The sequence below is a fragment of the Pseudomonas sp. FG-3G genome, assembly GCF_901007645.1.
In the GTDB taxonomy this organism is placed as follows: Bacteria; Pseudomonadota; Gammaproteobacteria; order Pseudomonadales; family Pseudomonadaceae; genus Aquipseudomonas; species Aquipseudomonas rhizophila.
Window position 1 is genome coordinate 204,648 of record NZ_CAAKGZ010000020.1, and the last position, 22,700, is coordinate 227,347.

General features: G+C 60.5%; 19 protein-coding genes and 1 pseudogene. 12 read left to right on the top strand and 8 right to left on the bottom strand.

Going from position 1 to position 22,700, the window contains the following annotated elements; all coding sequences use genetic code 11:
* Window positions 1-337: 337 nt before the first annotated feature.
* The 3 genes from PSEUDOMOFG3G_RS10680 to PSEUDOMOFG3G_RS10690 all read left to right on the top strand — a co-directional run bounded on the left by PSEUDOMOFG3G_RS10680 (window position 338) and on the right by PSEUDOMOFG3G_RS10690 (window position 4,786).
* Window positions 338-2,140, top strand: a complete 1,803-nt coding sequence (locus PSEUDOMOFG3G_RS10680) for a PAS domain S-box protein (RefSeq protein WP_139049896.1) — start codon at window positions 338-340, stop codon at window positions 2,138-2,140.
* Window positions 2,137-2,499 carry a response regulator gene (locus PSEUDOMOFG3G_RS10685; RefSeq protein WP_076384348.1) on the top strand — a complete coding sequence of 121 codons (363 nt, stop codon included), beginning with the start codon at window positions 2,137-2,139 and terminating at the stop codon, window positions 2,497-2,499. The genes PSEUDOMOFG3G_RS10680 and PSEUDOMOFG3G_RS10685 overlap by 4 nt, the downstream gene beginning before the upstream one ends.
* Before the next feature lie 235 nt (window positions 2,500-2,734).
* The gene (locus PSEUDOMOFG3G_RS10690) at window positions 2,735-4,786 is read left to right on the top strand and encodes a pyridoxamine 5'-phosphate oxidase family protein (protein ID WP_139049897.1); all 2,052 of its coding nucleotides are present in this window, start codon (window positions 2,735-2,737) and stop codon (window positions 4,784-4,786) included.
* A gap of 168 nt (window positions 4,787-4,954) precedes the next feature.
* On the opposite strand, the gene PSEUDOMOFG3G_RS10695 is transcribed toward PSEUDOMOFG3G_RS10690, so the two are convergent.
* Window positions 4,955-5,860, bottom strand: coding sequence for an AraC family transcriptional regulator (locus PSEUDOMOFG3G_RS10695; RefSeq protein ID WP_047225687.1), 906 nt, complete (start codon window positions 5,858-5,860; stop codon window positions 4,955-4,957).
* Between the two features lie 110 nt (window positions 5,861-5,970).
* Here PSEUDOMOFG3G_RS10695 and PSEUDOMOFG3G_RS10700 point away from each other — a divergent pair, with 110 nt between their 5' ends.
* Together PSEUDOMOFG3G_RS10700 and PSEUDOMOFG3G_RS10705 are read left to right on the top strand one after the other, a co-directional pair.
* On the top strand, window positions 5,971-6,318 hold the full coding sequence (locus tag PSEUDOMOFG3G_RS10700) for a carboxymuconolactone decarboxylase family protein (protein ID WP_139049898.1): 348 nt from the start codon (window positions 5,971-5,973) through the stop codon (window positions 6,316-6,318).
* Between the two features lie 151 nt (window positions 6,319-6,469).
* A complete protein-coding gene (locus PSEUDOMOFG3G_RS10705; RefSeq protein ID WP_139049899.1) occupies window positions 6,470-6,913 on the top strand; it encodes an HIT family protein in 444 nt (147 codons plus the stop codon).
* A 30-nt stretch (window positions 6,914-6,943) separates the two neighbouring features.
* Here the strand turns inward: PSEUDOMOFG3G_RS10705 and PSEUDOMOFG3G_RS10710 are convergent, their stop codons facing one another.
* The 3 genes from PSEUDOMOFG3G_RS10710 to PSEUDOMOFG3G_RS10720 form a co-directional block, all read right to left on the bottom strand.
* Window positions 6,944-8,194 (bottom strand): MFS transporter, encoded by a 1,251-nt coding sequence (locus tag PSEUDOMOFG3G_RS10710; protein WP_139049900.1) that lies wholly within the window; start codon window positions 8,192-8,194, stop codon window positions 6,944-6,946.
* A 119-nt stretch (window positions 8,195-8,313) separates the two neighbouring features.
* Window positions 8,314-10,080, bottom strand: coding sequence for a S8/S53 family peptidase (locus PSEUDOMOFG3G_RS10715; RefSeq protein WP_139049901.1), 1,767 nt, complete (start codon window positions 10,078-10,080; stop codon window positions 8,314-8,316).
* Between the two features lie 111 nt (window positions 10,081-10,191).
* The gene (locus PSEUDOMOFG3G_RS10720; protein WP_171061356.1) at window positions 10,192-11,088 is read right to left on the bottom strand and encodes an AraC family transcriptional regulator; all 897 of its coding nucleotides are present in this window, start codon (window positions 11,086-11,088) and stop codon (window positions 10,192-10,194) included.
* 144 nt (window positions 11,089-11,232) lie between these two features.
* On the opposite strand from PSEUDOMOFG3G_RS10720, the pseudogene PSEUDOMOFG3G_RS10725 reads away from it, so the two are divergent.
* The 3 genes and pseudogenes from PSEUDOMOFG3G_RS10725 to PSEUDOMOFG3G_RS10735 all read left to right on the top strand — a co-directional run.
* A pseudogene (locus tag PSEUDOMOFG3G_RS10725) lies at window positions 11,233-11,313 on the top strand (3-oxoacyl-ACP reductase); the annotation flags it as partial.
* Between the two features lie 16 nt (window positions 11,314-11,329).
* Window positions 11,330-11,731, top strand: coding sequence for a VOC family protein (locus tag PSEUDOMOFG3G_RS10730; RefSeq protein WP_139049902.1), 402 nt, complete (start codon window positions 11,330-11,332; stop codon window positions 11,729-11,731).
* Complete coding sequence (locus PSEUDOMOFG3G_RS10735; RefSeq protein WP_139049903.1) at window positions 11,728-12,705, top strand: trans-acting enoyl reductase family protein; 978 nt, start codon at window positions 11,728-11,730, stop codon at window positions 12,703-12,705. The genes PSEUDOMOFG3G_RS10730 and PSEUDOMOFG3G_RS10735 overlap by 4 nt, the downstream gene beginning before the upstream one ends.
* Window positions 12,706-12,727: 22 nt before the next feature.
* On the opposite strand, the gene PSEUDOMOFG3G_RS10740 is transcribed toward PSEUDOMOFG3G_RS10735, so the two are convergent.
* Window positions 12,728-13,651 carry a LysR substrate-binding domain-containing protein gene (locus PSEUDOMOFG3G_RS10740; protein WP_047225695.1) on the bottom strand — a complete coding sequence of 308 codons (924 nt, stop codon included), beginning with the start codon at window positions 13,649-13,651 and terminating at the stop codon, window positions 12,728-12,730.
* A gap of 113 nt (window positions 13,652-13,764) precedes the next feature.
* On the opposite strand from PSEUDOMOFG3G_RS10740, the gene PSEUDOMOFG3G_RS10745 reads away from it, so the two are divergent.
* Window positions 13,765-15,012: a cation:dicarboxylate symporter family transporter gene (locus PSEUDOMOFG3G_RS10745; protein WP_171061357.1), complete on the top strand. Its 1,248-nt coding sequence runs from the start codon at window positions 13,765-13,767 to the stop codon at window positions 15,010-15,012.
* A 3-nt stretch (window positions 15,013-15,015) separates the two neighbouring features.
* On the opposite strand, the gene PSEUDOMOFG3G_RS10750 is transcribed toward PSEUDOMOFG3G_RS10745, so the two are convergent.
* The 3 genes from PSEUDOMOFG3G_RS10750 to PSEUDOMOFG3G_RS10760 form a co-directional block, all read right to left on the bottom strand.
* Complete coding sequence (locus PSEUDOMOFG3G_RS10750) at window positions 15,016-16,611, bottom strand: argininosuccinate lyase (RefSeq protein WP_047225696.1); 1,596 nt, start codon at window positions 16,609-16,611, stop codon at window positions 15,016-15,018.
* A 62-nt stretch (window positions 16,612-16,673) separates the two neighbouring features.
* Window positions 16,674-17,915: an OprD family porin gene (locus tag PSEUDOMOFG3G_RS10755; protein ID WP_076384365.1), complete on the bottom strand. Its 1,242-nt coding sequence runs from the start codon at window positions 17,913-17,915 to the stop codon at window positions 16,674-16,676.
* Window positions 17,916-18,244: 329 nt separating this feature from the next.
* Window positions 18,245-18,751 (bottom strand): transporter suffix domain-containing protein, encoded by a 507-nt coding sequence (locus PSEUDOMOFG3G_RS10760; RefSeq protein ID WP_139049904.1) that lies wholly within the window; start codon window positions 18,749-18,751, stop codon window positions 18,245-18,247.
* Window positions 18,752-18,867: 116 nt separating this feature from the next.
* Here PSEUDOMOFG3G_RS10760 and PSEUDOMOFG3G_RS10765 point away from each other — a divergent pair, with 116 nt between their 5' ends.
* The 3 genes from PSEUDOMOFG3G_RS10765 to PSEUDOMOFG3G_RS10775 are packed head-to-tail and all read left to right on the top strand — an operon-like array spanning window position 18,868 to window position 22,544.
* On the top strand, window positions 18,868-20,394 hold the full coding sequence (locus tag PSEUDOMOFG3G_RS10765; protein WP_139049905.1) for a TolC family protein: 1,527 nt from the start codon (window positions 18,868-18,870) through the stop codon (window positions 20,392-20,394).
* The gene (locus tag PSEUDOMOFG3G_RS10770) at window positions 20,387-21,526 is read left to right on the top strand and encodes an HlyD family secretion protein (protein WP_139049906.1); all 1,140 of its coding nucleotides are present in this window, start codon (window positions 20,387-20,389) and stop codon (window positions 21,524-21,526) included. The genes PSEUDOMOFG3G_RS10765 and PSEUDOMOFG3G_RS10770 overlap by 8 nt, the downstream gene beginning before the upstream one ends.
* Complete coding sequence (locus PSEUDOMOFG3G_RS10775; protein WP_139049907.1) at window positions 21,516-22,544, top strand: DUF2955 domain-containing protein; 1,029 nt, start codon at window positions 21,516-21,518, stop codon at window positions 22,542-22,544. Before PSEUDOMOFG3G_RS10770 ends, PSEUDOMOFG3G_RS10775 begins: the two co-directional genes overlap by 11 nt.
* The last annotated feature ends 156 nt before the right edge of the window (window positions 22,545-22,700 follow it).

Consider the following 22,700-nt stretch of genomic DNA (forward strand, 5'->3'; position numbering starts at 1 on the left):
GTAATTTGTCGTATATAGATATACCGGCTGTCATGTTTCAATCTGCAAGCTCAGGTCTTGAAGCGAATGGTTCGACAAACACGAGGCCGACTACACTCAATTGCTGCTCTTCAGCGCGCTAGAAAAGATCCCTGTCCAGTTCAAACACCGAACCTGTTGAACTTTCATGAACTAGCGCGGTGAATAGGGATCTAGACCTCCAACACAACGGCTCTATGAAATATATCCGAACCCGCATTCAGAAGGATTATCCGAGCTGGAATCACCGACTCCGGCCATAAAACCGGGGGCGATGGGGAGCGTGGGCGTTTCAGCCAGGCGGATTGAGGATTACCAGATGTCGAACATTGAAGAGCTTGCCGTGGAGGTTTGCGCTCCGAGCGAGTACCAGAGCCTGCTCACCCTGGGCGCGAGCGCGCTCGACGCCATACCGGGGGCGGTATACCTCTGTGATCACGAGGGTTGGCTCGTCAGGTACAACAGTGAAGCGGCCGAGCTATGGGGCAGGACGCCCATTATCGGGAAAAACGGTGACCGCTTCTGCGGCTCGCACCGGCTTTTTTTACCGGATGGCACGCCGCTGGCTTTCGAAGACTGCCCCATGGCTTCGGTGCTTATTACCGGCGCAGCGACACGCAATCAGGAAGTGATCATTGAGCGTTCGGATGGAACGCGGCTTATGGCGCTGGTGAACATCCGGGCCCTCAGGGATCGGCGCGGGGCCATTCAAGGGGCGATCAACTGTTTTCAGGATGTCTCGGCGCGTCATGCGATGGCCGAAGAGCTTCGTCGCAAGAGTGCCGACCTCGAGGATTTTTTTGAAAACAGCGCGGTGGGGCTTCACATTGTCAGCAACGCGGGCATCATCCAGCGTGCCAACAAGGCCGAGCTGAACATGCTGGGCTATGCGGCTGACGAATATATCGGCCGCCACATTACGGAGTTTCATGTGGATGAGCCCGTTATTGGTGACATCCTCAATAAACTGGGCAGCGGCGAAAGCCTGGACAGCTACCCGGCGCGGTTGAGGGCCAAAGACGGCACGATCCGGCATGTAGCGATTACCTCCAATGGGCGTTTCGAGGACGGTAAGCTCTTTCACACACGCTGTTTCACCATCGACGTCACGCTCGCCCAGCAAATGGAAAGCCAGATTCGCGAAAGCGAACGGCATATGCGCAATCTTCTCGAGGCTCTGCCCGCTGCGGTTTATACAACCGATGCACAAGGGCGCATCACCTTCTTCAATCGGGCGGCTGTCGAATTGTCTGGCCGGACCCCACAGTTGGGTGACCTGTGGTGCGTGACCTGGAAAATATTCAATACCGATGGAAGCGCGCTTCCCCACGACCAGTGCCCGATGGCGGTGGCCTTGAAGGAAAACCGCCCGATACGTGGTGTCGAGGCCATTGCCGAACGGCCGGATGGCACTCGTGTGCCGTTTGCGCCGTATCCCACACCGCTGCATGACGCCGATGGCAATCTGGTGGGCGCCATCAACATGCTGGTGGACATCACCGAGCGAAAGCAGGCGGAGAACCGGCAGAAGACCCTGATCGACGAACTCAATCATCGGGTCAAGAACACCCTGGCCACCGTGCAATCCCTGGCGGCACAAACGGCGCGCAATGCCGAGGATGCGAACGACGGTTACAGGCGTTTCGAAGCCAGGCTGCTTGCGTTGTCCCGGGCTCACGATCTGTTGACCCGGCGCCATTGGGGCCATACCCCGCTGGGGTCCCTTGCCCATGAAGTGCTGATGCCGATATTTGGCCAGGAACCCAGCCGAATCGTGGTGGAGGGCGACCCTGTCGACGTCGGCACCCGCGTTGCGCTCAACCTCACCATGACCCTCAATGAACTGGCGATCAATGCACTGAAATACGGCGCGATGTCAGTAGAGACGGGCACGCTTTCAGTGAAGTGGGTTGTGCAACCACAATCCGATGGAATGCTACTGACCCTGGACTGGCGCGAGCAGGGCGGGCCACGGGTGGCCCAACCCAAGCGGGAAGGGTTGGGTTCGCGTTTGATGAAGCGCTGCATCGAGCGCGATTTGGGCGGGACATTTGACCTGACCTTCGACCCGAAGGGCGTTTGCTGCCGAATCTCGTTTCTGATCCGGGCGTCCAGCCCATGAGTTCGTTCCCCGGAGTCAGGGTGCTGCTGGTTGAGGACGAAGGCACCATCGCCATGCTGGTCGAGCAAATGCTGGAAGAACTCGAATGCGTGGTGGTGGCGTCAGTGGCACGGCTCGCTACGGCCTGCGAAGTGGCGAACCGGGTGGCAATTGACCTGGCCATTCTCGATGTCAACCTGGCCGGTGAGCGGGTTTTTCCGGTTGCCGAAATTCTCCAGGCGCGCCAGATTCCGTTTTTATTCAGCACCGGATACGGTGCCAGCGGGCTGCCGAACGAGTTCGCCCATCGTCCTGTGTTGCACAAGCCATTCTCCGAAAACGAGTTGCAACTGAAAATCGCTCTTGCGCTGGGGCGCTGACCTTCAGCGATGAGCGGGCACGCTGTCCGGCCCTGGTGATTCCCCGCAGGCGCCCAGGACGTGTTCATTCCAGTTTATGAAACAGTGGATTGCAGTTCGTGCGTATTCCTCCCCAATCCCTTTGGGAAGAAGATAACCCCACCTGCAATGCACCCTCGGCAAGAGGCGTAGCGCAGTCCCCCTGACCGTAGCGTCTTAACGCAGCCTGCAAGGCTGCGGGCGCGAGGAGTAGCTGATGGACGAAGCCGCGAAACCACAATCCTCACCCTGGCATGAAGGCGAACTGACCTTGCAACGCTCGGTCGGTGCGGTCGACATGATGACCAGCGTCGGCCAGCGACAATTGGCGCGCAACTGGATGCCGGACCAGCACCGGGAGTTCTACGCACAGTTGCCTTTCGTGGTATTGGGCGCCGTGGATCGGCAAGGTGACGTGTGGGCGACCCTGCGCACCGGCAAACCCGGTTTCATGAGCTCACCTGATCCGCAAACCCTGCAGATCGATCTCAAGCCACAACCCAGCGATCCGGCCCAGGAGGGCATGGGCGAGGGGGCTGCCATCGGCATGCTGGGTATCGAATTGCACACCCGTCGGCGCAACCGCATGAACGGCAACATTCGCCGTCTGCTCGATCACGGGCTGGAGATTTCCGTCAGCCAGGCCTATGGCAATTGCCCTCGTTATATCAACCTGCGCCAATATTCCTTTGTCCGCGAACAGGCCGGTGACGTTCGGCACCTGGTGGCAACGGACCCATTGGCTCGACGCCTGATCACGGCGGCTGATTCGTTTTACATCGCCACCTATGTGGAGCGCGACGGCGAACGGCAGGTCGATGCGTCCCACCGCGGCGGCAAGCCAGGTTTTGTGCGCATGGACGAGGACGGCACGCTGACCATCCCGGACTTCTCTGGAAACCTGTTCTTCAACACCCTGGGCAACATCCTGCTCAATCCCCGCGCAGGCCTGATCTTCGTCGATTTCAAGACCGGCGATCTTCTGCAAATGACCGGTTCCGCCCAAGTATTGCTGGACGATCCCGAAATTGCCGCGTTCCAGGGCGCCGAGCGGCTGCTGCGCTTCAAGCCGCAGCGCGTGGTTTACCGCCAGGCCGCGATCCCGTTGCGCTGGAAGGACCAGAGCGCGGGCGACTCGCCCAATTCATTGATGACTGGCAGTTGGGAGCAGGCCGCCGAGCGCTTGCAGGCCGAAGCCCTGCGGACCCAATGGCGCCCATTGCGTGTGGTTCGTGTGGTGGATGAGAGCCACAACATTCGCTCCTTCTACCTGCAAGCCGCCGACGGAGCGGGCGTGCCCCGGTTTGACGCCGGCCAGCACTTGCCCGTGCGGATTTCGCTGGAGGGGCAGAAAGTCCCCTCGATTCGTACCTACAGCGTGTCCAGCGCGCCGTCGGATGATTTCCTGCGCATCAGCGTCAAGCGCGAGGGCTTGGTCTCCTCGCATCTGCATGACCGGATTGAGGTGGCGCAGCAGATCGAGGCGCGAGCGCCCCAAGGGCATTTCACCGTTCAGGCCGCTGAGCGGCGGCCCTTGGTGCTGCTGGCGGCGGGCGTGGGTGTGACGCCGCTGTTGTCGATGTTGCGCGAGGTGGTCTATCAGGGTCTGCGCATGAGTCGGATGCGTCCGGTCTGGTTGGTGCAAAGCGCGCGCACGGTTGCCGACCTGGCATTTCGCGAGGAAATCGATGAGCTGGTCAAGCGTGCCGCAGGCAAGGTAAAGGTACTGCGTCTGGTCAGCCAGCCACCTACGGACGGTGCGGGGCAAGGCTACGACGCGACGGGCAGGATCGATGTGGAACTGCTCAAGCAACTGCTGGCGCTCGATGACTACGACTACTACCTGTGCGGGCCCGGCAGCTTCACCCAGTCGCTGTATGACGGATTGCGCAAATTGCGCATTCCAGACGATCGCATTCATGCCGAAACCTTCGGCCCATCCACACTGGTACGCGACGCCGAAGTCAGCGTGCCAGCGGCCCCGCAAGTGCCTGCATCGAGCGAGTCGGTGAAGATCCTGTTCGCCAGCTCCGGCAAGGAGGCCCGCTGGGAACCGGGCAGCGGGACCCTGCTGGAGCTTGCCGAAGCCCGGGGCCTGAGCCCTGAGTTCAGCTGCCGCGGCGGTTCGTGCGGCACCTGTAAAACCCGGCTAAGCCAGGGGCAGGTGCATTATCTGAACAGTCCGGCCGAGCCGGTTGCCGAAGATGAGGTACTGATCTGTTGCGCAGTACCGGCACAGGGGAGTGAGACCGTGGTTCTGGACGTTTGAGCAGGTGCTAATCTCGCCCCAATCGCCCAGCCAAACAGAACCCGTGGCGAGGGAGCTTGCTCCCGCTGGGCTGCGCAGCAGCCCCAAAAGAGCTGAACACCATCACCCTGACACACCCGCGATGGCAGATCTTAGGGCTGCTGCGCACCCCAGCGCCCTTGCCACAGGCTAGATCGTACGTCGCACTTTTCCTGGTGCTTGCCCATAAATCTCCTTGAACTTCTTGCTGAACGCCGCCTGGGATTGGTAACCGACCTGCACGGCAATATCGCTCAAGCCCAAATGTGAATGGCTGAGCAGACTGAACGCCAACTCCATGCGTATTTGCGTCAACAACACCCAAGGCGATACCCCGGCCACGCGAACGAATGTTCGCATGAAGTTCGCGCGGGACATGTTCGCGAGGTCCGCCAGGCCTTGAATCGTCCACTCGTAGGCCGGATCTGCGAGCATCGCCTGCCAGGCTCGGCCCAGACGTTTATCGCCCAACAGCGCCAGCGAGCCGCTGTCCTGGCCATGACTTGCCAGATGCGCACGCAGAATAAGCGTGAACAATGCCTGGGAAAGCGCATCGAGCAGAAAACGGGCACCGACCTTGGCCTCATCGGCTTCCGCACGAATGACTTCCACCAGCGCGGGTAGCGGACCGTTGGCCGGCAACGCGCCGCTGGGGATGACCAGGTATTCGGGCAGGGAGGCAAACAGCAGTGAAGCCCGATTGAAGTGAAAGTCGCCACACAGCATGTCCAGTTCGGCACTGGCGTTACCAATACGATGGACCGGCAGCGCGCCACCTGTGACGAGTTTCGGTGAAGTTGGCGCCACTGTTTTCCCAGGGCTGTGCATCAGGTGTCGCGCACCACGGGGCAGAAGCAGGATGTCACCTGCGCGCATGGGCAAACGCTGCCCATCGGGAAACTCCACCCGGCACTCTCCCGCCAACACGATGTGATAGGGCGCTCTGCCCAGGGCTTGCTGTTCATGATCCAGAGCCCAGTCACCCTGGAACTGACAGCGTAGATCCAGACTGCCGCGCACATTGGCCAGGCTGATGAGTCGATCGATCGCATTCATTTGAGAGCATCGCCAAAAAAACTGAGCGGATTGAACAAAATCGACCCGCCCCGGAGTGAAAAACTGAGGGCGTCGAAACAGTACACCCAACCCACTCAGGAGTTAATGCCATGTTCCACAACTGGTCTGAATTGTTGCCCACCATTCAAAAAGCCTTTGGCGCACTGGGCAAGAGCAACCCGAAAATGGTCAAGGCCTACATGGCCCTTGGGGAGGCCGCCAGCGAAAATGACGTACTCGATGCCAAGACCCGCGAGCTGATTTCAATCGCGATCGCGGTCACCACCCGCTGCGATGGCTGTATCGCCGCGCACACGGACTCGGCGATCAAGGCCGGGGCGAGCCGAGAGGAAGTGGCCGCCGCCCTGGCAACCGCGATCTCGCTGAATGCAGGCGCTGCGTACATTTACTCGCTGCGTTCGCTTGAAGCCTATGACACGTTGAAAAACCGCGCGTGACGCCACGCAACGTCAGGCCCCGGCACTGCAAAGTACCGGGGCTTTTGCCCGTTTTATGGAAAACAGCCAGTTGATTGTGCTAAACCTTCTGATCGTTCGATGCCGGCTTGCTGGCAGTCAACTGTCCTGACAACCGCTTAAGGGAATGATCATGAGCCTGCACGGCGATTACGATCCGCAGAACATCTTCGCGCTAATCCTTCGTGGCGACGCGCCGTGCTACAAGATTTACGAAGACGCCGATGTACTGGCCTTTCTGGATATCTTTCCTCAATCGCGCGGCCACGTCCTGGTGATTCCCAAAGCGTCCCAGGCCCGGAATATTCTTGATGTCGAGCCTGCGGCTCTCGGCGCGATGATGTCTGCCGTGCAGCGGCTCACACGGGTCATCGTGGACGAGTTGAAACCCGATGGTGTGCAAATCGCGCAGTTCAACGGGGCTCCGGCCGGGCAAACGGTCTACCACATTCATGTACACATCGTCCCTCGCTGGGAGGGCGAGGAGGCGGGCATACATGGGCGGGGCAAGGCCGACCCCGAGGAGCTCAAAGTGCTGCAGGCACGTCTGGTCGAGCGCATCCGTGCAGAGGGCTAGCGCTGGCCCGATCCTGACGTAGGTAGAGAGTCAGTACACGGTTTTCTTGAAAGGGCGGGTGACCACGCCCTTGTAGAACGCCAGGATCGCGAGGCCTTGCACCACGACAGCGGCAATCACGATAGCGGCGATGGCCTGGCTCGGTTCGGCAAAGACTGAACGGACCAGGCCGAAGAACGCCGGAGCGAAGGCATAGGTGGCTTGACTGATTGCGACCATCAGCGCAATCACCCTGGCGGTCTGTTCGCGGCTGAACTCAGTCTGGGCGATCAACGGCGGCAATGAAGTGGCGTTGCCGATTCCCGAACCGATCAACACCACCGCCACCCAGGCGACCGCCGGATGGATATCCAGGCCCAGGAGCATCAGTGTTCCAAGCATCTGAATCCCATAACCCAGGCAGGCCAGTTGACGGCGGTTGACGCCTTGGGTCATCAGGCGTGCGGCCACGTAACGCCCGCCCATGGCGCTGGCGGTGGCCAGGCCCATGGCGAATGAGGCGTCATGGGCGCCCATGCGTCCCGCCAGAATCGAATACAGGTGGGCGATCAAGCCTATTTGGGCGAACAACCCCAGGGACATGCCCGCTGCCAAGGAACGGAAACTGGCCGACTTGAGAGTTTGCGCCGCATTCCAGGGTGTGGCGCTCGTGCCAGTCGCTATCGGTTCTGGTTGGTCGGCATTGTCCGGATGCTGGCCGAGGCTTTGAGGGCTTTTATTGAACACCAGAAAGGCGAAGCAGCCGAGCAGCACCACGGCTGCGAGGCTGATCACCAGCGCCGCCGTGGCAAAGCCAAAACGCTCGATCAGCAACACCCACAACGGCGAGAAAATCACCCCACCCATGCTGGCGCCGTTGTAAGCCTTGCCCAAGGCTTTGGGCCGCTCCTTGATATACCAGGGCGCGATCAGGGTGTTAACGGCGGCGGCGCCCAATGTCACCCAACCGATGCCCGAGCAGATGGCCCCGGCATACAGCACCCATAATTGGCTGGCCTGAGCCCAGATATTCACCCCGACCCCCAGCACCACGCTGCCCAGCAGGGTAATGGCCGGCACACCGAAGCGCGCGTAGAGCCTTGGCAGGTTGGCGATGACCAGGGTGCCGCTGAGAAAGTGCAGGGTAACGGCCGCCGACACCTGGGCCACCGGCCAGCCGGTGCGATCCATCACGGCCTGCATATAGATCGGCGGCCCATAGAAACCGACCCCCCATCCGATCATTGCCAGGATGAATGTGCAGGTCAGTACGGTCTTTCCAAAAAAACGGGTGGGTTTCATCGCCATCTCCTCCATGTGGGCTCACAGGTTATGCACCTGAGACATCGCTCACTTCGAGGAGGGTCAAACTATGGATGTCGCTGCTGCCAGTACTTTTTATCCCACACCCGGTGGCAGGTTCAGCGCACGCGCGTGCGGCTCTGCTCCGCCAGGTCCAGCGCTTTTTGCATGTCCAGCCGCGCCGAACGCCCCACGTCCTTGTCGTTTAGCTGATAGCTGCGCTCCGACGGCAGGATGGGCGCGGTGAGGTCCTCGCCATCCATCCGTTCGAAGTCGTGGTTTTCACCGATGGTCATGGCGCTGCGCCGTAGCAGCATGCGTAATTGCTCGGGCTGAAGTTGCGGGTTGATGGACAGCATCGCCGCCAGCAAGCCCGCGACCATGGGCGTGGCATAGGATGTGCCGCAATGCACTGCGCCGTTTTCGCCGGCGCTGGTGGTCGAGGCGTGGGCGCAAGCGGCGGCGGTGATGTCCACGCGCATGTCGATATTCGAGGAGCTGCGCTTGACCGCATAGGCCGGATCATCGACGGCAACCCCGGCGCGCTCGTTGCGCTGGTGCCCGCCGACCACCAGCAGTTGTTCGGTGATGAACGAAGAGGGCAGGCGGTATTCATCGGTGCCCGAGAACGAAGACCCATTGCCGGCGGAGTTCACCACCACCACGTCGGGATGCTCCTTGCGCAGCCACAGGAAAAACTCTTCCAGCAGTTCCTCGTAACCGCTCATGGCGATGCCTGAGCGCAACAGCGAGTCGACTTCATCGCCTTTGACGTTTTTCGCGCCAACGCGGTGAATGCCCCAGCTCCAGTTGAGCACCCGCACGCCGTCCTCCACAAGGTTGACCGAGGCGGCGATGTTGGCGGTGATCCCGGCATCGGAGTTGCGCTCGACAATGACTTCGAAACCACCGCTGGCTTTGTCCAGACCCCGGAGAAAACCGGTGTTTCCACCGTCATCCCAGCGCGCGGCGAGAATGCCGGCGACGGTGGTGCCGTGGTTGTCTGGCGTACTCGCATCGCGCGCATAGACGCAGGTGCGCGGCATCGAGCAGCCACCGAGGTAGTCGGCGAAATCGGCGGTGTCGAAATCCACGTTACGTTCGATCAGGCCAATGCGCACCGGTTGCGGCGGGGTGGGCGGTTGCCGCGCAGGAATGCGCCGCTGGTAGTAGTTCACCGCGTCGAGAAAGCGGTTGGCGGCCCATTCATCGGAGTCCAGGGCCGGCTTCTTCGGCTCTTCAGGGTGGGCGCTGGCTTGCTCGGCCTCTTCTGCCGCCGACTCCTCGATCACCACGGCATCGACACTGGTCTCGCTGCCCATCCGTAGCACCAGCGCGTCGCGCTGCACCAGATCCTTGGCAGGTAGCCGAAGCTGATACAGGTTCAGGGGAGCAATGCTGCCGACGACCTTGGCGCCGAATTTTTGGGCGAGACGCTCAGCTTCCTGGCGCCCATCGTGATTCTCCTCGATCAACAGGCTCACCAGATCGACGTAGGTGCTCAAGCCGTCCATGTTCTTCGCCACTTCGTCCGGCCCGGCGGCCAATACGTGACTGTTGCGCAGGCTCAGCCAGGCTGCATTGCTGACGCGCTGCCCGTCTTCCAGCCAAATAGGGCCGCTCTGATAGGCGGCGCTGTCCAGGCGCACGCGCAAGGTTTGCCCTTCGCGCTGGACAATGAGCGCGGGTAGCGTTTTTTCACCGAGTTTCAGTTGTGGCGTTTGAGTATCCAAGCCGTGCACCGTCAGGCACCAGTCCTGATGCTGGCTTTGCAGCAGGTCACCGCAGCGGTCCAGGCGTTCCAGACGCAGCGGTTCTTGTGCGGCGGCTGCCGTGCTGGCGGCCAACGTGAGCAACGTAGCGAGGACAGCAGATCGTAAGGACATGAGTCAGGTTTCTTTGCCGAGGGGCCTGGTGTTCCGACTGCCCCGTGGCCTGTTTCGTTCAGCGCGAACAGCAACGGTGACTGACTCACAGCATCCGGGGGAAAAACCGTTTCATCTGATCTGCTCGCCGAGAATTTCACCCTGAATTCTTGCCGCATCGCGTGCTGGGGGCAGTCCGAATACTCGTGCGTAATCGCGACTGAACTGTGTAGCGCTTTCGTAACCGACCTCCAATGCCGCGCTGGTAACGCTTTTGGCATGGGCGACCAAGAGTGTCCGAGCCTGAAGCAAACGCACTCTTTTTTGGTACTGCAGAGGGCTCAACGCGGTCACGGCTTTGAAGTGACGGTGAAAGGCCGAAACGCTCATCGCAGCCCGTTGTGCCAGCGCTTCCACGCGAATGGACTCGGCAAATTCCCGGCGAATGTACTGGATCGCGAGGCTAACCCGAGCCATGGCGCTATCGGGTGCTGCGATATCACGCAGCATCCAGCCGTGAGGGCCTTGTAACACCCGGTAGAGGATCTCTCGTTCGTAAACGGGGGCAAGGGCCGCAATGTCTTCAGGCCGGTTCATCAACCGCAGCATGCGGACCCAGGCATCCATCAACTCGGGCGTGACCGCGGCTACCGAAAAGCCTGCATCCTTGTCGTAGTGGCCGACAGGCTTTGGCAGGTCGGCGAGCAAAGTCGCCAGGACCGCCGGGTCGAGTGTCAGGCTGACCGCCAGGTAAGGCTCGCCGGACGCAGCGGGATGGACTTGGCCGACCGCTGGCAATTCGATGGACATGACGAAATAGGTCGCAGGGTCATAGTCCAGCGTACGGTCGCCGATGGTCATTGACTTACTGCCTTGCAGAATCAGGTTGATCATCGGTTCGTAAACGGCGGCCAGCAAATGCGCCGGGATTTCACCCTGGACCATGGCCAGGCGCGGTATGCCCGTTTCCGTGCGGCGGTTCTCGGCCCGAGCAGCCAGGGCGCGCAGTTCGTTGAGTGGGTTGGTCATGGGGGCCATCTGAACCCAGGCGGATGCGTCCACGCAAGCAAAAAGCAGAAACAGGCAGGATTCGAGCAGGAACGGCTGCGCTCGCTACCAAGGCGATGGTTACTGTGGTGACTCAACTCAGTGACAGTGGCGCAGCGAATGAGCGTGATCGCCATGCTGCTGTCCGAAGAAGGACGCTGGATCAATGCTCAGACGATCGAAGTCGCGGGCGGCTACAACATCTGAATAGCGAGGCTAGCGCATGCTTGATCATATTTTTATCTCAGTCAGCGACATTGAGCGTTCCATCCGTTTCTACACCGCGACACTGACCCCGCTGGGCATTACCGCGCGACTTGATTACGACGGCAAGGACGGACCGCCAGGCCACCCGGATCTCAAGGGCTTCGGCGCCAATGGGCGGATGTTCTTCTGGTTGCGCGAGGGCGTGGTCGAGGGTAGAGCCGTTCATGTTGGTTTCGTGGCGAGCAGCAAGGCCGAGGTCAACGCGGCGTATGCGGAGGCCATGGCCAATGGCGGCCGCGACAACGGCGCCCCCGGCGCACGTCTGCATTACGACCCCGATTACTACGCAGCCAATGTCCTTGACCCGGATGGCTACAGCCTCGAATTCGTCTACAAGAACTGGCAGCACAATCAATGAAAAAATTAATGATCTACGGCGCGACAGGCTACACCGGGCGCATGGCTGCCGAGCATGCCAAAGCGTTGGGGCTGGAATTTGTCATCGCGGGACGCAATGGTGAAAGGTTGCAGGCTCTGGCTGCTCAACTGAACGTCACGTACCGAGTGTTCAGCCCGGATATACACGCAGCACAATCCCTGGAAGGCATCAGCGTGCTGCTGAACTTCGCCGGGCCTTTTGCACAGACGGCGCACGCCCTGATGCAGGCCTGCATCAAGGCTGGGGTCGACTACCTGGATATCACTGCCGAGATCAACGTCTATCGGCAAGCCGAACAGCTTGGCGCACAGGCCGCCCAAGCGGGTGTCATGTTGCTGCCCGGCGTTGGCTGGGACGTGGTGCCGACAGACTGCCTGGCCATGCATGTCGCCCGTCGTGTACAGGATCCGCAGTCGCTGAAGGTGGCGCTGCAGGTCGCAGGCTCCATGTCACGGGGATCGGCTTTGAGCGTCAGCGAGATCATCGGCGCGGGGCTCTTGGCGCGGGTGGACGGGTTACTGGTGGCAACACCCGACGCGCAGCCTCAGCACTTCGACTTTGGCGATGGCCCGGCACTGTGCGCGCCGCTGTCCTTCGGTGATCTGATCACCGCGTGGCATTCCACCGCTGTCCCGAATATCGCCATGTTCGTGAATATCACCGGTGACGCCTTTCCCGAAGGCGATCTGTCACAACTTTCCGACGGCCCAAGCGTTGAACAACGTGAGGCCAACCGCGCCCGCGCCGTGGCAGAAGTCACAGGAGCTGACGGCACGGTGGCGTGTTCAATGATCGAGACGGTCAACGGCTATACCTACACCCCCCAGGCGGCCGTGGAGGCTGCGCGGCGGGTGCTGGACGGTGAGCGGCGGGCAGGCTTTGAAACCCCGGGCCGGATGTTCGGTGTCGGTTTCGCCGAGACGATTGCAGGGACGACAATCACTGATTTATAGGGCGCTATAGCGCTCCACACGATCACCCTACGGCCTGCTTGCGATATCCCTTCGCCAGGTCCCGAGCCAGCACGACGAAATTGCGCAATGCGGGCGATTCGTTGTCCTGGCGGCAGACCAGCGTCAGCGGTGCGACAAGGCGGGGGCGGGCGCCCAGGATGCGACGGTAGACGACACTTTCCCGGTGAATGTCGCGCATCGAGGCCGGCACGACCGAGACACCCTCACCAGCCGCAACCAGGCTGACATTGGTCAGCATTCTTTCCACTTCGAAAGCGACTCGCGGTTCGAAGCCGACCGCCTCGCAGGCGCGCAACAGATTGGCGTACATTCCCGGCGCGCCGGGCCGACGAACCAGGATAAAGGGCTCGTCACGTATGGCCCGCAGCTCTACGGCATCGGGGTGCTCGGCCAATGCGGGGTGGCCCACCGGCAACACCATCAATAATTCCTCCACCAGCAGGCGATGGAACTCGATCCCGTCTGGTCGGCTGACCGGCGCACGAAGGATGCTCACGTCCAACTGGCCGGCGCTGGCACGTTCGGTCAAGCGACCGGCGTTGCCTTCGGCGAGCGTGATTGCCACCGCCGGGTACTGTTCGCGAAAGGCACGGATGATGCGCGGGATCAGCGGGTGTGCCGCGGCTGACGAGGTGAAACCAATTGCTAATGTACCTTCCACGCCCTTGGCCACCCTTGCAGCCCGACGCGAACCGTCCTGCACGCGGGCCAGGATGGCTTTGGCCTCCTCCAGAAACACTGCGCCACCGGTGGTCAGGTCAGCGCCCTTGGGATGGCGTTTGAACAATTCGAATCCGAGTTCGGTTTCCAGCGCGCGGATCTGTTGGCTCAGCGGGGGTTGTTGCATGTTCAGGCGCGCGGCGGCGCGGGTGAAATGCCCTTCTTCGGCGACCATGACGAAATAGCGGAGATGGCGAAGTTCCATATAAACGGGAGTCCTGGTGGGGCGGGAGCAGACCGGTGGCGCAACTGCGGCTCTTGATCGGTTAGGATACGGGGCACTGAAGCGACTAAAACAACAATATTGCGCGACGGCCCATGATTTTAGCCAAGCTATACCGCAACGATACCCTGCTGATCCTGATCGCGATTGCCCTGGGCATATCGCTTGGTGTCGTGCAGCCGCAATGGGCGACGCGGATGAAGCCGCTGAGCGATGTTTTTCTCGGCGTGATCGGCCATGCGGTACCCCTGGTAATGTTCGTGCTGGTGTCTTCTGCGGTGGCGGGCTTCGGCGAACGCGGGCAAAAGACGCGGTGTGCCAGCCGCGTGCTGGCTTACTTCCTGCTGATGACCGTGCTGTCGCTGATCACCGGGGCGGCACTGGCGATATTGCTCGCGCCTGGCGTCGGCGGTGAGTCGCTCCCGGCTTCCATCGCGCGGCCGATCAGCGATCTGCCCTCGGCGGTGATGACCAGTCTGGCTCAGATAATGGCTCATACCGTCATTCTTCCCGTGTTGTTGGCTGCATTGGTGTTCGGCCTGGGGCTTGGCTATGCCGGTGATGCGGGCGAGCCGCTGCGGCGCAGGCTGGATGCGCTGGTCGGCTGGCTGCTGTGGGCGTTGCGCAAGGTGCTCAGATTCGCGCCGCTGGCCGCCTTCGGGGCGATGGCCTTCACGGTGGGGCGCTATGGGCCAGCATCCGCCTGGTCGCTGCTCAAGTTCGTGGGCACTGTCTACTGCGCCTGTTTGTTGTTTGTCACCCTGGTGCTGGGCCTGACGGCGCGGTGCACCGGCCTGGGGTTATGGCGTCTCATCGTCTATATCAAGGCCGAACTTTGTCTGGTGGCCTTTACCGGCGCTTCGGTGGCGGCGGTGCCAGGGCTGATCGAAAAGCTCGAGCGGGCCGGATGCGATCAGCGGGTGGTGCGGCTGGTGCTCAGCACTGGCTACACCTTCAATCTCACCGGCTCGAATATCTACCTGACCTGTGCCCTGGTGTTTCTCGCCCAGGCCGCTGGGGTAGTGCTGGATGGACCGCTTCTGGTAATGCTGTTGTTGGTGACGCTTGTGACCTCGATGGGCTCGACCAGCGCGGCTGGCTCTGCCTTTTTGACGCTTGCCGCCACGGTGGCCGGCCTGAATCTGGTGCCGCTGGAAAACCTCGGGCTCCTGCTCGGTGTCGAGCGATTGATGAAATGCCGATCACTGACCAACGTGATCGGCAACAGCCTGGCGTGTGTGGTGATCTCGGCCTGGAGTGGTGCGCTTGACCGCTTGGCCCTGCGCGAGGCGCTGATGCCTGGGAAGGCGACGCTTCCCGACGCTGTGGCCGGGAAGCGCTAGGGCTCAGTTTTTCAGCAGTGCGCCAAAGGCATTGCCCAGACTGGTCTCAGCCTTCGCCAGCCGCTCACGACGACCATTGGCCCAGTGCTGATCACCGGCCAGCGCGTCGTTCGCTTCCTTGAGCATGCGCTTGACCTCGGCTGGTTGCGGGCCGCCCGTACCGACGCGGGTCTTGACCATGTTCTGTGGCGATAGGGTAGCCCGCAAAGCCGACTCGCTCAGCGGCAGTGTATGGGTCTTCCAGTTGTACTTCTGCGCCGCTTTGGTGAACAGTTGCTGCGCCTCGGCGTAGGGGAAGTTGGCTGGCACGAAACCTTCCTTGCGCGCATGGCCTACCACCAGCGAGGCGAAACTGTGACCGATACGGAAGGGCACCTTGTGCTCGCGCTCCAGGGTGTCGGCCAGCTCCATCGAGGTTGTCCATTCGCCCTCCAGCTCCTCCAGCGCACGCTGCGGATTGATCACCAGCGCATCCAGGACCTGGCGCGTGCGGACGAACATCTGCTGCGCATTATCGAACAGCCCGAGTGCGTCGAAGGCGAACTTGTAGTCGGTCATGCCGGTGGTCACGTTGTGCGCACGCAGAGTGACGGTCTGGGCAAGACCGACCACATCAGTGGCCGATTCCCGCGCGCGCATGATCAGGCCCGGGTTGCGCTTCTGCGGCATGGCGCTGCTGGTGTAGGTGGCGCCTTCCTCAAGCAACAGCCAGGGCCGAATCTGATGATATTGCGTATGGATGTCGCCCAGCATCGCGCCGATACGAATCGCCGAGGATGAGGCAATCCCGGCCGCCTCAATAGGAATGTCATAGGTCGAGACCTGTCCGGCATCCAGCGAGTTTTCCCGGACGCCATCGAAACCGAGCAATTCGGCCAGGCGTTCACGGTTGAGTGGCCAGCCGGAATTGGCCAGCACCGCCGTGCCCATAGGGCTGAGATTCAGACGCTCATACAGCTCGCGTATACGCTGGGCGTCGCGCTCGAACGCGGCCTCATAAGCCAGCAGGTAATGGGCGTAGGTGATCGGCTGCGCCTGCACGCCATTGGTGTAGGCGGGGATCAGCGTATCGACATTGTCCTTCGCCAGCTTCAGCAGTTGCGCGCGAGTGTCATTCATTGCGTCGGTGTAATCCAGCAGTTGGCTGCGCAAGGTCGCGAGACGGTAGGTGGCGTACATGTCCTGGCGACTGCGGCCGGAGTGAATCAGCGAGGCCTGCGGGCCGATCTTGTCGATCATGATGCGCTCGATCTGTAGCACGTCGCTGGGCTTCTTGCCGTCGGGTTTGCCGGCCTGATCAATCACGTACTGAACGCCGCGGGCGATCTCTTGCCCTTGTTGGCGGCTGACGATGTCTTCTTCAGTCAGCATGACGATGGACGCCTTGTTGATCCGGTTGACCCAGGTGAACTGGTTGTCGTGCTTGCTGTGCTTGGCACCAGCACGATCGACCGTCGCGCCAATCTTCGCCGCCTCGGCCGCGCATTCGGCTGTGGTGCGGCAGGGCAGGTCGGCAGTGTCTGCCGCCTGTGCGCTCAGCTGGGTGGTGGCCAGGGCGCACGCCACGGCCAGGCAAAGCAGTGTTTTTCGCAAAGTCATGATCAATATCCTGTTCAGCAAAACCGTTGCCCGCTCGGGCAACGGTGCGGTGTGGGCGGGCGTTAGAGCAGCGACAATGTGTAGCTGAGGATGAAGCGGGTCTGATCGATGTCATTGCCCGTGCTTCGGTAGGTGCCGTTGCGCAGCTTCACGCCGAAGTTCTTCAGCGCGCCTTGCTGGAACACGTAGCCGATATCGGTATTGCGTTCCCACTCACGGCCGTCACGTCCGCCAGGGCCGTCGAAATCGTCGCCCCGCACATAGCGGGTCATGAAGCTCAACCCAGGCATGCCCACGGCCGCGAAGTCGTAGTCGTAGCGCAACTGCCAGGACTTCTCGCCGGGGCTGGCGAAGTCCGGCGAGATCATCACGTAGTTCACCAGATACGAATTGGTGCCATTGATATGCGGAAAACCCGTCTCGCCACTCATCTTCTGGTACGCCGCCCCGAACGCGTGACCGCCAAGCTCATAGGTGAACTTGGCGCCAAAGGCATCGTTGTCGACGTTGGTGTTTCCGGCCTCGGTGGAACGGGCGAAGCGCAGATCGCTCTTGAACGCCTGGTCCTCGCCCAGCGCCAGCACGTGCGCCAGGTTGAAGATGTGCTGCTTGTAGTTCTGATCCAGATGGCCGTAGTGATAGCCCGTGGTCAGTTTGGGCGTCCAACGATAACTGGCGCTGGCGAAATCGAACCGGTCACTGGCCTGACCGCCGCTGATGCCCTTGCCGGCCACCAGCATGTCCTCATTAGCGGGGGAGTTGCGCAGGCTGTTCTGGGTCAGGCGCCCCGCGTTCAGCGTCAGCCCGCTGATTTCCCGCGAGGTCAGCATCCCGCCGCGAAAAGTCTGCGGCAGCAGGCGCGAGTCGTTGGGCAGCACGGTCGGCAGCTTCGGCACCAACGTGCCGGCGTACAGCGTGCTTTTCGAATAACGCGCCTTGGCTGTCACGCCCAGCTGGCTGTACTCATCCGGTGCCTTGTCATCGCCGACCGGCAACAGGCCAGAGTTCTGCCGGTCCGGCCCCGAGTCGAGCTTTACCCCCAGCAGGCCAATCGCATCGATACCGAACCCCACCGGCCCTTCGGTGAATCCGGACTCGTAGTTCAATAGAAAGCCCTGCGCCCATTCTTCGCGTTTCGACTGGTTGGCGTCTTCCTGTCGGTAATCGGCGTTGAAGTAGAAATTGCGCAGTTCCAGCGATGCCTTGCTGTCCGCAAGAAAGTCGGCCATGACCACGCCCGGCAAACTCGCGCCCAGCGTAGCGGTCGCAATTGCCGCAGCGAGCGGCTTCGATGACCTGTGCATTGATGTCTCCTGATTATTTTTATTGGAGGTAGACGCCGCAGATAGAAGGCCACGCAGCGTCCGGGCGAATGCTAGTCACCGGTGCGAGGGAATTGAAAATATATGTTATGTACTGAGTTCAGATGTTTTGCGTATGGGTGGGGCGAGTTAGGGTTTTTTGCGGACTACTTACCGTGCTCAATGTTCATGTGTCGTTGGGGTTTGGGAAGCCAAGGACTGGCTTGCGAAGTCGCACCGCTGGACGTGCCAGCGATCGGGGGCGCCGGTCCTGATTGACGCTGGGCAGCTAACGTCCGCTAGGGTTGAAAGCCTTCGTTTCTATCGTCGACTCACGTCGCACTTGAGTCCGAGACACGTGCAGTTCGCACAAATAACGCGTGCACCTTCTCCCAGAAATTCCCCCCGAGTACAAAAAAGCTGCCAATCAGCATGACGTCACCCAGCAATTGGGCCTGCCAGAGGTTCGGTCTGAGACCTGGCCAGAAGGCATCGACGTAAGGCTCGAGGAATGAGGAGATCAACGGCAAGCAGAACATCACGATGCCGATTCGATGACGAACCGGGCCAACTTCGTCCTTCATGGAAGGCACAAGCCCGGACACGTAACCGACCAAGCTGCCCTTCAACTGCTGGAAGCCGGCCTTGCCCATGACGGCGATGATGAGAATCAGCAGGACTTTGTTGCTGATAAACAGGACCCCAGTCAGCGCTGCGATCTTTGATCCAGGCACATCGAGCGCCGCCGCGACTGGCACCATCAGCCAGGAGCCTAGCATCAGACAAATGATGGCTATACCCAGTTTGAAGCGCCATTTAGCGGTATGGGGGGAGTTCATGGCTGCCGTACCTTTTTGACGGGTCTTATCAAATATAACGATGCTGAAAAGCTTAGCAGTCTGCGGGCGATCAGGGCGTCTATGCTCCTGTAATCTTCCTTGACTGGAAAAAACGCATGCATCTGACGCGATCGGGCCAACTGCTAGTGTTTGGAGTGCTCGGCTTGAGCGGCTGCGTGCGCCTGGGGCCAGACTTTCAGTCACCGAGGGAGGCGTGGCCAGGACACTGGACTACTCCTGCCCTTGAGCAAGTCAGCCAACGCAGCCGGGCCCCGGACTTTCGTCAATGGTGGCAAGTTTTCGGCGACCCGGTCCTCAATCGTCTGATTGCCGAGGCGGATGCCAACAATTCAGACCTTAAAGTTGCCGGTCTGCGGGTGATTGAGGCACGGGCCCAGCTGGGTATTGCCCAAAGCGGGCGTTACCCACAACTGCAGCAAGCCAGCGCCGACAGTCTGTACTTCAACCGTCAGCAATCCGGCGGAAGTAGTCCGCAAAACAGTCATTTCTGGCAATACAGTGCGGGGTTCGACATTGGTTGGGAACTGGACTTCTGGGGGCGCTTCAGTCGCGCCATTGAATCATCCGATGCCAGTTACTTCGCCGCCCAGGCCAATTTCGAAGACGGGCTGGTTCTGCTACGCGCCCAACTGGCCAGTACTTACTTTTCGCTGCGTACCACCGAAGCACGTTTGCGCGTGGCCAAGGAAAACGCCAAACAGCAAAAGCGTAACTTCGAGATAACCGAGAAGCTGTTCAAGAGCGGCCAGAATGCAGAGCTCGACTTGCAACAAGCCAGAACCCAATACCTGGGCACCCTGAGTACCATCCCCAACTTCGAGGATCAGGTTCTGCGTACCCGTAATTCGTTGGCGGTACTGATTGGACGGCCGCCCGGCGCTCTGCCGCAACTGGTCGAAAATGAAGGATGGATTCCGCTGGTGGACCGTACCGTGCTGCAGGATGTACCGGCCAACCTGCTGCTGCGCAGGCCCGACGTGCGTGCCGCTGAACTCAATGTCGCGGCCCAGTCGGCCCTGATCGGCGTGGCCGAAACCGATTTCTATCCGTCGCTGACCTTGCTGGGCAGCATCGTTTGGACGACTGATACGCTCAATGGCACCCCCAGGAGTCTGGACCTGATCGGTGGCCCGAGTCTGCGCTGGAATCTGTTCGATCACGGCCAGATCAGTAACAACGTGCGCGTGCAGGATGCGCGGTTGCAGCAACTGATCGAAGGGTACCGCGAAAAGGTGCGCCAAGCGGCACGCGAGGCAGATGACGCAGCCAATGGACTGATCAAGTCCCTGGAGCGCGAAGCAATCCTGCGCGAGGCCGAAGTCGCCGCCAAGCGATCACTGGTGCTGGCCAACGCCCTGTATCGGGAAGGGTATTCGGACTTCCAGCGGGTGCTCGACTCGCAACGCGCACTGCTGGAGCAACAGGACAATTACCTGGTCAGCCGAAGCAATGCCGTCAGCAATGTGATTGCCCTATACAAAGCGTTGGGCGGCGGTTGGTACAGCGTCCAACCGAAAGTCGCCCCGGCCACCCGCCGGCAAATGGAAGGGCGCACGGACTGGGGCAACTTGCTGGATGAGCCTTCAGCAGCGGAACCGAAAAAGGTCAACAATCATGAGTGAAGCCGCGCAGTCTTCCACCGATGCCTCTTCCCCCGAGGCGCCAGAACCGCCAGTTGAATCCGGCTCAAAAGGCATCAAATGGGTACTGATCTTGATCACACTGAGTCTGGTCTGGTACTTGTTGGCGGACCGCTTTACGCCTTATACGCAACAGGCTCGAGTCGGTGCCTTTGTGATACCGGTGGCTGCGGAAGTGGCTGGTCGAGTCATCCGCGTCAACGTGCGTAACAATCAGGACGTCAAGGCGGGAGACGTGCTGTTCGAAGTGGATCCTCAGCCTTATCAGATTGCCGTCGACCGTGCGCATGCAGATCTTGAGTCCACCCGCCGACAGATCGGTGCCAGCACCGCCGGCATAGCCGCTGCACAAGCCAATTTGCGAGCGGCTCAGGCGAATGAACTCAAGGCGCGGCAGGACAACCAGCGGCTCGAGAGTTTGTACCGCGAAGACCCAGGCACCATTTCCGTACGCTTGCTCGAAGTATCTCGCGCCAACTACCAACAAGCGCTCAGCCAGGTCGCCGCCGCCCGTGCCGAGGTCCAGCGCGCGCGCGAGCAAGAAGGTGGCAGTGCGGAAAACAACGCTTTGCTGCGCAGCGCCGCCACCGCGTTGTCGAAAGCTGAACTCGACCTGGCTAATACACAGATTCGCGCACGTTCGGCAGGTTTGATCACCGATCTACGCACCGACGCGGGACAGTTCGCAGCCATCGGCAGCCCAGTCATGACCCTGATCGCCATCCACGATGTGTGGATCAGCGCAGACATGACCGAAAACAACCTCGGTCTGGTCAAGCCCCAGACACCGGTGGCGATCGTCCTGGATGCATTGCCAGGCGAAGTGTTCGACGGGCGTGTACGCAGTGTCGGCTACGGCGTCAGCGTGGGGCCAACGACAGCGCCCGGTACATTGCCAACTGTGCAGAACAGCCGGGACTGGCTTCGTCCGGCACAGCGTTTTCCGGTGATCATCGAATTTTCCGAGGATTCAATGGCCCGGCTGCGTGACACTCGCGCGATACGTGCCGGTGGCCAAGCCGAGGTCATGGCTTTCCCCTCTCAAGGCAACCCGCTGAATCCACTGGGCCGCATATTTCTGAGGCTGATGAGTTGGCTGTCTTATGTCTACTAAGCGGACGCCGAGGACTCAGCGGGCGTTGCGCCTGGCTACAGGCACCGCGCTGTGCCTTGCGGTCAGCTTCGGCATGGCCTTGCCGATTCCCTTTATCGCGCCCGTGCTTGCGGTACTTTTGATTTCCACCCTCAATCGTCCGTTGCAACTCAAGGCTGGACTGACACTGGCCCTGGTCGCGATGTTGATCACCGGTGTCGGCCTATTGCTTATCCCAATCCTGCGCTACTACCCGTTCAGCGGCGTTCTCCTGGTCGGCGTGAGCCTGTTCCTGGTTTTTCGATTGGGTCTGCGTGGCGGCAATAACCTGATCGTCACGTTTCTGGTGATTGGCCTGACCATGATCTCCTCAGCTGGCTTCGTCGATTTTGACTTGGCGATGATGATCATCGGTGCATTGGTTAAAGGCTTGATCCTCGCTGTCATCGTGCTGGCGATAAGTCATTGGCTGTTTCCCGAGTCAGCCAATACTCCGTCACCACCTGCGGCCCCGGCCTTGCGGGCGGAAGACGTCGACAGGGTTGCGCTACGGGCAGCGCTGATTGTATTACCAGCGTTTCTGGTGGCCCTGATTGATCCGGCCACTTACCTGCCCATTGTCTTGAAAGCGGTCAGCCTGGGTCAGCAGAGCTCCACAACGACGTCGCGTAATGCCGCTCGAGAATTGATTGGCTCGACCTTGTTGGGAGGCCTGCTGGCGGTGTTGTTCTGGTGTGCACTGAGTCTCTTTGTACACCTATGGATGTTCTTCCTTTGGATGCTGCTGTTCGGCCTCGTGCTGGCGCGCAAGCTATATGGGATAAGCCCTACACGGTTAAGCCCAGGGTTCTGGCTCAACAGCCTGATCACCCTGATTATTCTGCTGGGCCAGTCGGTTCAAGACAGTATTGCGGGCAAGGACGTCTACACGGCGTTTGCCGTACGCATGGGATTGTTCATTCTCGTGACGCTGTATGCCTGTCTGATGGTTCATATTCTGGATCAGCGACAACCAAGACGAGCTCAAGAATTAATCTGATGGATAGACCGCTTCATGGGCAATCCTTGCGATGAAATCCTCAGAAATCATGGCAAGGGGTGGCAAAAGCGTTTACTCACTTTGGGGCGATGCAGACTGCCGGTCGTGAAAGTCCACTATCGACTCATACTGTTTTAAACCGCAGGTCTTGAACTG

Bases quoted from the DNA above. Each gene is read 5' to 3' on its own strand.
- PSEUDOMOFG3G_RS10685 (WP_076384348.1), top strand. From the start codon at position 2,137: ATGAGTTCGTTCCCCGGAGTCAGGGTGCTGCTGGTTGAGGACGAAGGC.
- PSEUDOMOFG3G_RS10740 (WP_047225695.1), bottom strand. From the start codon at position 13,651: ATGGAACTTCGCCATCTCCGCTATTTCGTCATGGTCGCCGAAGAAGGG.
- PSEUDOMOFG3G_RS10735 (WP_139049903.1), top strand. From the start codon at position 11,728: ATGAAAAAATTAATGATCTACGGCGCGACAGGCTACACCGGGCGCATG.
- PSEUDOMOFG3G_RS10695 (WP_047225687.1), bottom strand. From the start codon at position 5,860: ATGAATGCGATCGATCGACTCATCAGCCTGGCCAATGTGCGCGGCAGT.
- PSEUDOMOFG3G_RS10700 (WP_139049898.1), top strand. From the start codon at position 5,971: ATGTTCCACAACTGGTCTGAATTGTTGCCCACCATTCAAAAAGCCTTT.
- PSEUDOMOFG3G_RS10750 (WP_047225696.1), bottom strand. From the start codon at position 16,611: ATGACTTTGCGAAAAACACTGCTTTGCCTGGCCGTGGCGTGCGCCCTG.
- PSEUDOMOFG3G_RS10710 (WP_139049900.1), bottom strand. From the start codon at position 8,194: ATGAAACCCACCCGTTTTTTTGGAAAGACCGTACTGACCTGCACATTC.
- PSEUDOMOFG3G_RS10755 (WP_076384365.1), bottom strand. From the start codon at position 17,915: ATGCACAGGTCATCGAAGCCGCTCGCTGCGGCAATTGCGACCGCTACG.
- PSEUDOMOFG3G_RS10770 (WP_139049906.1), top strand. From the start codon at position 20,387: ATGAGTGAAGCCGCGCAGTCTTCCACCGATGCCTCTTCCCCCGAGGCG.
- PSEUDOMOFG3G_RS10705 (WP_139049899.1), top strand. From the start codon at position 6,470: ATGAGCCTGCACGGCGATTACGATCCGCAGAACATCTTCGCGCTAATC.
- PSEUDOMOFG3G_RS10680 (WP_139049896.1), top strand. From the start codon at position 338: ATGTCGAACATTGAAGAGCTTGCCGTGGAGGTTTGCGCTCCGAGCGAG.
- PSEUDOMOFG3G_RS10760 (WP_139049904.1), bottom strand. From the start codon at position 18,751: ATGAACTCCCCCCATACCGCTAAATGGCGCTTCAAACTGGGTATAGCC.
- PSEUDOMOFG3G_RS10730 (WP_139049902.1), top strand. From the start codon at position 11,330: ATGCTTGATCATATTTTTATCTCAGTCAGCGACATTGAGCGTTCCATC.
- PSEUDOMOFG3G_RS10720 (WP_171061356.1), bottom strand. From the start codon at position 11,088: ATGACCAACCCACTCAACGAACTGCGCGCCCTGGCTGCTCGGGCCGAG.
- PSEUDOMOFG3G_RS10715 (WP_139049901.1), bottom strand. From the start codon at position 10,080: ATGTCCTTACGATCTGCTGTCCTCGCTACGTTGCTCACGTTGGCCGCC.
- PSEUDOMOFG3G_RS10690 (WP_139049897.1), top strand. From the start codon at position 2,735: ATGGACGAAGCCGCGAAACCACAATCCTCACCCTGGCATGAAGGCGAA.
- PSEUDOMOFG3G_RS10745 (WP_171061357.1), top strand. From the start codon at position 13,765: ATGATTTTAGCCAAGCTATACCGCAACGATACCCTGCTGATCCTGATC.
- PSEUDOMOFG3G_RS10765 (WP_139049905.1), top strand. From the start codon at position 18,868: ATGCATCTGACGCGATCGGGCCAACTGCTAGTGTTTGGAGTGCTCGGC.
- PSEUDOMOFG3G_RS10775 (WP_139049907.1), top strand. From the start codon at position 21,516: ATGTCTACTAAGCGGACGCCGAGGACTCAGCGGGCGTTGCGCCTGGCT.